General features: G+C 38.1%; 11 protein-coding genes and 2 pseudogenes. 6 read left to right on the forward strand and 7 right to left on the reverse strand.

Annotation, left to right across the window (positions count from 1 at the left end; translation table 11 throughout):
- Together ACIR131C_RS26930 and ACIR131C_RS0119045 are read right to left on the reverse strand one after the other, a co-directional pair.
- Positions 1–183 (reverse strand): DUF7149 domain-containing protein (locus ACIR131C_RS26930; protein WP_231395504.1); only part of this gene is annotated, 183 nt, incomplete at its 3' end.
- Between the two features lie 41 nt (positions 184–224).
- A complete protein-coding gene (locus ACIR131C_RS0119045) occupies positions 225–932 on the reverse strand; it encodes a Uma2 family endonuclease (protein ID WP_028091466.1) in 708 nt (235 codons plus the stop codon).
- 126 nt (positions 933–1,058) lie between these two features.
- On the opposite strand from ACIR131C_RS0119045, the gene galE reads away from it, so the two are divergent.
- The gene (gene galE, locus ACIR131C_RS0119050) at positions 1,059–2,057 is read left to right on the forward strand and encodes a UDP-glucose 4-epimerase GalE (RefSeq protein ID WP_028082172.1); all 999 of its coding nucleotides are present in this window, start codon (positions 1,059–1,061) and stop codon (positions 2,055–2,057) included.
- 606 nt (positions 2,058–2,663) lie between these two features.
- Here the strand turns inward: galE and ACIR131C_RS0119055 are convergent.
- The 5 genes from ACIR131C_RS0119055 to ACIR131C_RS0119075 form a co-directional block, all read right to left on the reverse strand.
- Complete coding sequence (locus ACIR131C_RS0119055) at positions 2,664–3,194, reverse strand: YqeG family HAD IIIA-type phosphatase (protein ID WP_028082171.1); 531 nt, start codon at positions 3,192–3,194, stop codon at positions 2,664–2,666.
- A gap of 176 nt (positions 3,195–3,370) precedes the next feature.
- The gene (locus tag ACIR131C_RS0119060) at positions 3,371–3,943 is read right to left on the reverse strand and encodes a DUF3727 domain-containing protein (RefSeq protein ID WP_028082170.1); all 573 of its coding nucleotides are present in this window, start codon (positions 3,941–3,943) and stop codon (positions 3,371–3,373) included.
- A 137-nt stretch (positions 3,944–4,080) separates the two neighbouring features.
- Positions 4,081–4,572 carry a Holliday junction resolvase RuvX gene (gene ruvX, locus ACIR131C_RS0119065; RefSeq protein ID WP_051289428.1) on the reverse strand — a complete coding sequence of 164 codons (492 nt, stop codon included), beginning with the start codon at positions 4,570–4,572 and terminating at the stop codon, positions 4,081–4,083.
- Positions 4,559–5,803, reverse strand: a complete 1,245-nt coding sequence (locus tag ACIR131C_RS0119070) for a GNAT family N-acetyltransferase (RefSeq protein WP_028091467.1) — start codon at positions 5,801–5,803, stop codon at positions 4,559–4,561. Before ACIR131C_RS0119070 ends, ruvX begins: the two co-directional genes overlap by 14 nt.
- A 274-nt stretch (positions 5,804–6,077) precedes the next feature.
- Entirely contained in the window at positions 6,078–6,278 is a 201-nt protein-coding gene (locus ACIR131C_RS0119075) for a hypothetical protein (RefSeq protein ID WP_028082167.1), read from the reverse strand.
- Between the two features lie 338 nt (positions 6,279–6,616).
- On the opposite strand from ACIR131C_RS0119075, the gene ACIR131C_RS23420 reads away from it, so the two are divergent.
- The 5 genes and pseudogenes from ACIR131C_RS23420 to ACIR131C_RS23425 form a co-directional block, all read left to right on the forward strand.
- Positions 6,617–6,985 (forward strand): RNA polymerase sigma factor, encoded by a 369-nt coding sequence (locus ACIR131C_RS23420; protein ID WP_081677223.1) that lies wholly within the window; start codon positions 6,617–6,619, stop codon positions 6,983–6,985.
- Between the two features lie 9 nt (positions 6,986–6,994).
- Positions 6,995–7,096: pseudogene (locus ACIR131C_RS27400) on the forward strand (sigma factor-like helix-turn-helix DNA-binding protein); the annotation flags it as partial.
- 327 nt (positions 7,097–7,423) lie between these two features.
- Entirely contained in the window at positions 7,424–8,197 is a 774-nt protein-coding gene (locus ACIR131C_RS26935) for a hypothetical protein (protein ID WP_028091469.1), read from the forward strand.
- 137 nt (positions 8,198–8,334) lie between these two features.
- On the forward strand, positions 8,335–8,868 hold the full coding sequence (locus ACIR131C_RS0119090; RefSeq protein WP_028091470.1) for a hypothetical protein: 534 nt from the start codon (positions 8,335–8,337) through the stop codon (positions 8,866–8,868).
- 140 nt (positions 8,869–9,008) lie between these two features.
- A pseudogene (locus ACIR131C_RS23425) lies at positions 9,009–9,291 on the forward strand (hypothetical protein); the annotation flags it as partial.

A 9,291-nucleotide genomic window follows, 5' to 3' on the forward strand; every position in this document is an offset into this window, starting at 1 on the left:
AGATTCGTTAATTTTTGCAATTAGGTTTTTTAAATGTTTTTTGAAAGTTTCAATATCATTTCTCAAAGGATTGATTTTCAGAAATGCTTTATTTAATGATTCCCTGGGTTGTAGTTTCTGTGAGTTCATTTGTTTTTCACACAAAAATGTAATTAAAAACGTAATTAGAAACGTAATTTTCATATCCCCGACTTATTAAAAAAGTTGGGGATATATCTTATTCATTATAAACTATCAGGATCAATATTCAACTCGCGTAATTTAGCAGCTAACTTTCGCGCTTTTGCTTCAGATTCCTGTCTAGCTATTTCTGCAACTTGTCTAGCGGTTACTTCCTCTTCATGAGTGAAAAGAATTTGATTTGTTACAGGGTTGTAAAAACGTAATTTTCCGTCTTCTAGTCGCAACTCTAAACCTAATACTTCACTTTTTAAAGAGATGATATGATCATTTACACCCTGTTGTAAAATCGGTAAATAATTACCATCAACTAAATGTAAACCTTGCAATTGAGGACTAAGATAATCCCCTGTAGGATCATATTGAAAATATTCACTGACACCTAAAAAAGCGTAAATTCCTTTTTTCGCGCCTTGATCTTGACTGCGGGTACTTCTTGAGGTAATTTCTAAGACAAAACCAGGAGTTTGATCATTTTCCTCCCAGGTTTTATAACTACCTCGATCATGTTTCTCCACACCAAATACCACAAATACATCTGGTGCGACAACTGACCCGGGATAACCTTTTTCATAATAGATGAATAAGTTACCAGCTACATACACATCTGGACGATTTTGAAAATAAATTCGGAGGACATTTCTCGCATAAGTCAAATAACTACATTGTAGATCACCTTCAGCCATTGGTTTACCGTCCTCTTCCGGGTATTCAACAGGAGTAACAGGGATATATTCTACGGATACTGTCATGGTTATTCCCTCAAATCAATTCGGGTTAAACTTAATATAAACTATATAATTATCAGTTGACTATTTTCTATAATCATTAAAACTCACGCTAAATTAGATGAATAAAATCATCATCAAGGAGAAACTATGTCAGCGGAAAAACCTAGTATTTTGGTAACGGGGGGAGCAGGATATATTGGTTCTCACACGGTGTTAGCACTCAAGCAAGCCGGTTATGAGGTGGTAATTCTAGATAATCTGGTCTATGGACATCGGGATTTGGTAGAACAGGTTTTACAAGTAGAATTGATCGAAGGAGATACAAGCGATCGCACTTTATTAGATAATCTTTTTCAGACTCGCAATTTTGCCGCAGTTATGCACTTTTCCGCCTATGCTTATGTAGGTGAATCTGTTACCGATCCTGCTAAATATTACCGGAATAATGTTTTAGGAACATTGACATTATTAGAATCAATGTTAGCAGCTTCTATTCATAAATTTGTCTTTTCTTCCACCTGTGCTACCTATGGTGTACCGGATTTTATTCCCATTACCGAAGATCATCCCCAAAATCCCATTAATCCCTATGGTGCAACCAAATTAATGGTAGAAAGAATATTAACTGATTTTGATGTAGCATACAATTTTAAATCAGTGCGTTTTCGGTATTTTAATGCTGCTGGTGCTAACCCCCAAGGATTATTAGGAGAAGATCATCATCCCGAAACCCATTTAATCCCTTTAATATTGCAAACAGCATTAGGTCAACGGGAAGCTATTAGTATTTTTGGTACTGATTATCCTACTCCTGATGGTACTTGTATCCGCGATTATATTCATGTCAATGATTTAGCAGATGCCCATATTTTAGGGCTAGAATATTTATTAAATGGTGGTGAAAGTGAGGTTTTTAACTTAGGCAATGGTAACGGTTTTTCAGTTAGAGAAGTAATTGCAGCAGCGGAAGATGTTACAGGTATGATAATATCAGTCAAGGAATGTGACCGTCGTCCCGGAGATCCTCCAGCTTTAATTGGTACAAGCGAAAAAGCTCGAAAAATCTTGAATTGGCAACCTCAATATCCAGATATTAAAGATATTGTCTCTCACGCTTGGCAATGGCATCAAAAAAGGCATAAATAACCTTTGCTGTAATTAAGCTGTTACCCACCTAAATTGTATAATTCTCAAATAAAATGGTTGTGGGGTGGACATACAACGACCAAGCTCAGTACAAGTCTTGCCCACCAGACTTATACAAGTTAAATACACAACAGCTTATTCCCCAGAGCCAAAATAACCCCTTTAATTCCCCTTGAAAACCCCCTGGGGTCAAAAACAGGGTTAGGGAGGGGTTATCACTGGTAAAACTTGACTATTAAATATGTAATATCATGTCCGGCCAGTTCATCATTGTATTGCCTTTTCCCAATTACCAATTACCCATGACCAGCCTCAACAGAGATGATAAGTGTTCAACCGGACATGATATAATTAATTTTACCCAGATATTTGTCAGAAAAACTATACAAAATATACAGCGCCAATCCCTCTATAGTGAAGGTTGACGCTGTACGGCTTTATATTGATCTATTATCCGCTAGGGTCTTTTTTGGCTGACCCTGATGTTATTAAAATTAATAATCGCCTATTTTTCAAAAACTAGAGACTTTCTTAAGTATTTCTTTATATTTACTTTCCTGATGAATTATGAATCTTTGTAAAGATTTGTATTGCAGGAAAGGCTGATTACCTGTGTTTTTTGCCGTTAATAGATGCACCTAATATCTCTGATATCCAAACTTCAATATTGCGGACAGGATGGGAACGGATGGCTGTAAAATCAGGATGGATAATTGGCTCTACTAGAATTGTAAACATTCCTAAACGATTACCCGCTAATACATCTGTAAACAAGCGATCGCCCACCATACCCACTTGATGGGCGGGTAAATTCATCCCTTGTAACGCAGCCCGAATTTTTCGTCGGGAGGGTTTGGCTGCGCCTAAGTAGTACGGTAAATCTAGAGAACGGGCAATACCACCGATTCGGGATTCACTTAAATTATTGCTAACCAACCACAACGCCGTACAAATACGTATTTCCTCTACCCATGCTTGTAATTCTGGAAAAGTAGAACTTGTGGTCATAGGTACTAAAGTTTCATCCACATCCAATACTAGCCCTTTTAGCCCATATTGTTGGATTACCTCTGATGTCAGTGTTAAAACTGAACCCGCTAAAATTAAGTTAGGCTGTAATAGATGGTTGCGAGTCATAATTTTTGTATAGTTACCATGAGATTTCTAATATCTCACACAAAAGCGCAAAAACGCAAATAATTAAAGTTGCCAAGGTTGAATTTAGCAACACCATTTTCAGCATGGGAGCAAGGGTTGAGAGTTTTGCGAGTCCTCTGATTCCTCGCTCCTAGATGCTTAAATTTGGGAATTAATTACTCAACTTCATTAAAAAGATGTTCTTCTAAGAGGGGTTGAAATTTGCGGAACTCTTCGGGAGAAAGTAATTCTGGTTCACCAGTTTTAGTAATTCTGGCAAAAAAGAGTAGGGGGTCTAGGGGAGTATAAATTGCATACTCCTGGTCATCATGATAAAAATTGGCAATTTCCATTAATTGCTCTGGTTCTAAGCCGTTTTCTTCGTCTTCAATTTCTAAAGTGAAGAATTTAGACTCATCCTCAGGAGGTAACTCTCCTGCTACAGTTAAGGCATAAGCAGTATTCTTGAGGATCAGGTTTTGCTCAGAAAGAACAGCTTGAGCCGTGCCGAATATTTCTTCAATGATATCATCATCTTCTACTAATACGGCCTCTTCTTCATCGCCGTCACTTTGCCAAGCAAATATTTCTATTGGTGTATCTACGGGCAGAAGCAGAACATACTTTTCTCCATCTACGGATAGATTATGTTCAATGTAACATTCTAGGGTGCGTTTTAGCTCGTCTGTTAAAATCAGAGAACTTTCGGAATCGTGATCATTGTCTTCAGAAAATGGAGATGAATACATACTTGAATTATGTAGCTGTAATCATAAAATCTAATACTCTTAAATATGGAAATCATGAAACTGCTTGCGGACAGTTGATGTCAACCATAAATTGAGAGATAGAAGTAATAGTTTTTAGAATACCATGTAAAAAGGGATCACTCATCAGTAAATGTTACTGACCCCTGTACTAAACTGCGTCTAGCATCTAACCACTGTTGTAAAATCAATGCAGCAGCCTTACGATCTATTAAACCCTTATTTCTAGACGGGGAACGATTCTCAGCTATCAGCAGTTGTTCTGCTTGCAAGGAAGTTAATCTTTCGTCCATATATTCTAAGGGAAGTTGGAGCGCCGAAGCCAGTCTAGAGGCAAATTTTTGCACATGACGAGCTTGAACACCAATAGTACCATCCATTGAATATGGTAAACCAACAACAAGAATTTGTACCTGTCGCTGGTTGACTATTTGCTGGATTTGTGCTACATCTTCGACAAAGGAACGACGCTCAATGGTGGTGATACCCGTAGCAATTAAACCAGTCCCATCACATCCCGCTAAACCGATGCGTTTACTACCAACATCTACACCCAAAGCGGAGATAAATGATTTTGATTGCTGTGGAGAAATCACGTTATTGTTGTTCATGGGATTGATCTGTGGCTGAGTCTAGGGCAGAGGGTGTATCTATATGAGAACTTTTATGAGGGAAACCGACAATTTCTGACTGGGTTGGTATAGCTCTTTCTGGCTGTACCTGTTGTGTTTGCGGTATCCATGACATTCCCCCAGGTATGGGTTTACGGGTTGGTTGCAGTCCTTGTAACATTTCTTGCCACTGAATCCCTTCTAAAGAGACAAATTTCGATTCTCTCAGTTTATGCCACACTGAACGAGACATGATCAGGGTATGTTCTCGACGTTTAGCACCAATACGCTCTAAATATTCCTCCCGTTCTGGTTGATAATCTGAAGAAGCTAATTGTAACCCTTGTTGGGGAAAATCTTGGGCAATGCGAGCTAATTGAGACAATAATTCAGGATATAACCAAGTATAAGCAGGATGAACCGTGAGAGTTGCTACATGAGGATTTGCCCCGGTACGGTGCAGTTGGATCTGAAAATAACCAATAGCTGCTTTTCGCTGGGGTTCAAACACATAGCCACTGACAACTTCAGTTTTACTCGTCCACTGCTTGACAGCATCAATTATCGCCCCACACAAGGTAGTTTTAAAGTCGTGGGTGTGACGATCAAATACTTGTCTCACTAAAGGCGGCATGGATGCTGTATCTAGTTGATATAATAAAGGAGCATCAGCATTACTCACCGGCAAAAGATTGGGTAAATCTGGTTCGGTTTGGATTAATTCCCCTAATAACTGCGGACTAATTTCCCAATATGTCATTTCCGCTAAACGTTGAAATCCATTATGCCGATAAAGTGCTAAGGCATCAACATCATTAACGTTAACTTCTAGTATCCACGTCCGCGCTTCTAAAATTGATTCAAAGCAATGGCGTAGTAATTGAGAACCTACCCCCATGCGATCGCCGGTTCGTGCTAACATGACTTGATTAACTCGCCAAGTGCTGCGAGTTCGGTTAAAGGGTGATACTTGAATCATTCCTAACAGTATTCGTCCCTGTTCGGCGATATAGCCCCAGAAGCGGTATTGTAATGGGTTAGGAAACCAACTTAAAAATTTAAGTAATCCATACCAGCGCCGTAGCCACTGCATTTCACCTATAGATTCAGTAGCTGCTTGGGGCGAAAGATGGGATAATGATTCCTGAGTCAAGGATTCAATGCCGTCCAAATCTCGGTGTTGAACTGGTCTAATAATAACACTGGGGTGACGAGTAAATAATGAAGTCATTTTAATTCAAGCCGCTATTTAACCTTTACAAAAACAAAATATGATAGTTATGTTATAATTATTATGTTATAATATCATTTTTATTTTATTTTAACTAGTTTAGTTTAACTAGTTTTTACTCTCAGGTCTTGTTTCCAAAGAGTGATTTCCTTGACTATACATAAAAAAATATCAAAAGCAGAAACCGTGATTATACCCTGAGGGTGAAAACCACAAATCTCTGCTTTTATTCTATGTTAATTCTGCTAAAAATACTTTTAAATCTATGGACATTCTATAGACTTTGACGAGAAGCGAACTTTTCAAAGTCTGCTTGGGTTTGATGAAGTAATTGTTGACGACTATCTTGTATGGTTTGTTGGAAGTTGGGAACCAAGTTGCGAGCTTGTAGTGTCATGTGCAACTGTAAATGGGCAACATAGTCGCTGATATCTTGATTATCTACAGTTGCGCCCGTTAATACGTTTGATTCCATGATGACTGTGTTCTCCTTCGTAAATTGGTGTAATAGCCGTACTAGATTAGAATCTATCATGTTTTTTGTCTGGTTGCTGATTTCGCAATGAAGTGTAATGATTGTTCATTGCTATGATACTGCTTGCCATCTGCTGACGACAATTTTTAACGCTAACCTACTTAATACACCACAATAGAAAATTTCAGAATCAAAACTATTGACAATAGCAACGTACTATATATTAAGATATATTAACTAAACATTTTTGGTTTTACTGACCGAAAAAAAATCGCATACAAGCTCAGTGCATTGCTTCTAAGATGGCTTTATAGTCAACCTACTATAATTATATTGTTATGATGACATCAGAGTTTTGGTCATTGTGGATGGATCACAATGAATATTTATACCAAGCTTGTGTGAATTGGATGGGTAACATTACTGATGCTGAAGATGTTTTAAGTCAAGCCATGCTCAAAGCTGAAGAGAAAATACGTATCTATCAGGTACAAGTGATCAACTTTAAAGCTTGGGTAACAAAACTAACTTATAATCTCTGTCTTGATATTCAAAGACAGCGTTATCAGACTGTCCAGTATTGTCATAATTGGGAAGTTATTAGTCATAGAAATGCAGAATTATTTGTAACCAACGAAGAGGAAAATCCAGTTCTTGTTGCTACGCAACAAGAACTGGAAAAAATTTTTTCTGTTTGGATTGATTAGTTACGTCCCATACTACGTGATACCTTTATTTTATACTTTCAAGAACAACTATCATATATAGAAATTGCACAAAAACTGAATATTTCCTGCTGCAATGTACGTAGGCGAATTCATGAAGCTCGGATAATTTTAAAACAGCGATATCATCAAAATTATATCGGGGAAGACCAGAGTAAATTTGAGAAACAACCTCAAAGTGACAGAAATAAAGAATCTGATCAGATCACTAAAATAGGATTAGCCAATATTGAAAATATAGAATTACCGATTTTAGAATTATCCAACCAGGAAGAATTACCAGAAGCAGTTAATAGTCAGGTTTTACCCGACCCCAACCCTCCTCTTGACCAGGAGAAGAAACTAGATGTCGGTTTCCCTAAAATAGGAGAAAAGGGGGATAATTCAACTTTTGTAAAAATCTGTTGTAGGGTGCGTCAGATGTCAACAATCTGTTTATTTGCAGGTATTTATTCTAACTCACCTTACCAATGTGCCAGTTGCGTAAATCTGATCGTCTTAGCAGAAAAAAGCGCAGCACTGCTGCAAGCAGGTCGCTATTGCACAGCAATTAGAACTCCAAGTTGCCAAAAAGCGTACATTCATAGTATGAACCAAAGAGTAGCCAAAGTTATTCCCCCTCGTTCTCCTCCTCCATATCAACTTTCCTATAGTCAATTCTTAATCATGATCTACCGAACTACAGTAAGTACAAGTTTAGCTGTGATTATTGCTGCTGCTTTTCCACTCAAAGCCTCAGCCGAAGATCTTAATATAAACTTTACAGGCACCATACCATCCGTTGTTAAGATTAACAGCACCAGTCCAGGTCCTATTGAGAACACCCCTGAGCAAGAATTTGAAAGTAATGATCCTACACCAGCAGTAGTAAATATTACTCATACCACTGGCGTAGTTTTGATCATTACTAATATTACTGATAACGGTACGGTTTTATCTGGCAGTAAAACATACAACGATCTTGATCTGATCAACGCCAAAGTCAAAGATGGTGATAATCTCCTGATTGAAAGTGAAATTTCACCTAGTGGCAAGTCTACCCCAGTTTATCCGTTGAATGTAGCAAGTGCAGTTCAAGCAGCAGTCACTAGTGGTAAAGAGTATCTAGTTTACCTTGAGATTACCAATATTTCCGGCTTATTACCACAAGGAACCTACAAAATCCGTGTCAGTGTTCTGATAACACCCCAGTAATTTCCATGAGAGTGAGGGTAGAGTGACCTTTATTACACAGAAAAGTTAAGTAAAAAAATAAATCACAAATTGGGTATCTCAAACGTCTTATTAATGTACAGGTCAAATTGCCTAATCTACCCTTAGTCATGAAAAAAATGAATCTAGGTCGTCTTACCTTAGTTACCACTATCGCTGCTTTTAGCAGTATAGCCCTCAATTCCCAAGCCCAAGCCCAAACTGCTGATGTTGATTTTTTCGGTGTTATTCCCGCAACTTGCGCTGTCAACAGCACCACCGCCGGAACCTTAACAAACATCATTGACGGCACCCTCAACCCCCTCAGATTAGAAACTGACACCGTGGGTAATATCAACGTTACCTGCAATACTGGCATAAAATTTGCCGTTATTGCTATTGAAAATAATGGCAGTGAATTTACAACCAAAGAATTCAGTGATATTGATGTCATCACCGCCAAAGTAGAAGACTCCAACAATACTCAGATCGCTACTGGTAATATTTCCCCCAGTGCTGGTACTACTAATTTAAATACACCTGGAGCATTACAAGCAGGTCCTATCACCGCTAACGACTATGGAGTCAAGTTGTCCTTACAAGGTAATGGTGACAATACACTGCCCGTAGGGATTTACAGAATTAGAGTCAAATTTGATCTCTTACCTGAGTAAGCCTAGTCTGTATTTTCCCTATTTTCCCTCTTTTTCAGTCTCTAGGGGAATATCCCATTCAAGACTTTTTATATACCGTTTCATGGCTGGAATTTTTTTGAGCCTTCTACTTCTTTTTTGATCACAAGGAAATAAACAATATGGCTTCTCTCATTGGAAAAACTTCTAATACATCTGGTGTTTTTGGTAACGTACGAGTGGTAGGCAACTACGCTTATGTTGCTGATGATACTGTAGGACTACAAATCTTCAACATTAGCAATCCTAATTCACCGACTTTAGTAGGAACTTATGATACAACTGGTTATGGTGTTGGTATAGACGTGCTAAATAATTACGCTTATGTTGCTGATGCTCATGCAGGACTACAAATCATCAACATTAGCAATCCTAATTCACCGACCTTAGCAGCAACTTTGGATA

The sequence above is a fragment of the Dolichospermum circinale AWQC131C genome (assembly GCF_000426905.1).
Taxonomy (GTDB): domain Bacteria; phylum Cyanobacteriota; class Cyanobacteriia; order Cyanobacteriales; family Nostocaceae; genus Dolichospermum; species Dolichospermum circinale.

Coding starts and splice junctions, on each gene's coding strand:
- ACIR131C_RS0119045 (WP_028091466.1), bottom strand. CDS start 932: ATGACAGTATCCGTAGAATATATCCCTGTTACTCCTGTTGAATACCCG.
- galE (WP_028082172.1), top strand. CDS start 1,059: ATGTCAGCGGAAAAACCTAGTATTTTGGTAACGGGGGGAGCAGGATAT.
- ACIR131C_RS0119055 (WP_028082171.1), bottom strand. CDS start 3,194: ATGACTCGCAACCATCTATTACAGCCTAACTTAATTTTAGCGGGTTCA.
- ACIR131C_RS0119060 (WP_028082170.1), bottom strand. CDS start 3,943: ATGTATTCATCTCCATTTTCTGAAGACAATGATCACGATTCCGAAAGT.
- ruvX (WP_051289428.1), bottom strand. CDS start 4,572: ATGAACAACAATAACGTGATTTCTCCACAGCAATCAAAATCATTTATC.
- ACIR131C_RS0119070 (WP_028091467.1), bottom strand. CDS start 5,803: ATGACTTCATTATTTACTCGTCACCCCAGTGTTATTATTAGACCAGTT.
- ACIR131C_RS0119075 (WP_028082167.1), bottom strand. CDS start 6,278: ATGGAATCAAACGTATTAACGGGCGCAACTGTAGATAATCAAGATATC.
- ACIR131C_RS23420 (WP_081677223.1), top strand. CDS start 6,617: ATGATGACATCAGAGTTTTGGTCATTGTGGATGGATCACAATGAATAT.
- ACIR131C_RS26935 (WP_028091469.1), top strand. CDS start 7,424: ATGTCAACAATCTGTTTATTTGCAGGTATTTATTCTAACTCACCTTAC.
- ACIR131C_RS0119090 (WP_028091470.1), top strand. CDS start 8,335: ATGAATCTAGGTCGTCTTACCTTAGTTACCACTATCGCTGCTTTTAGC.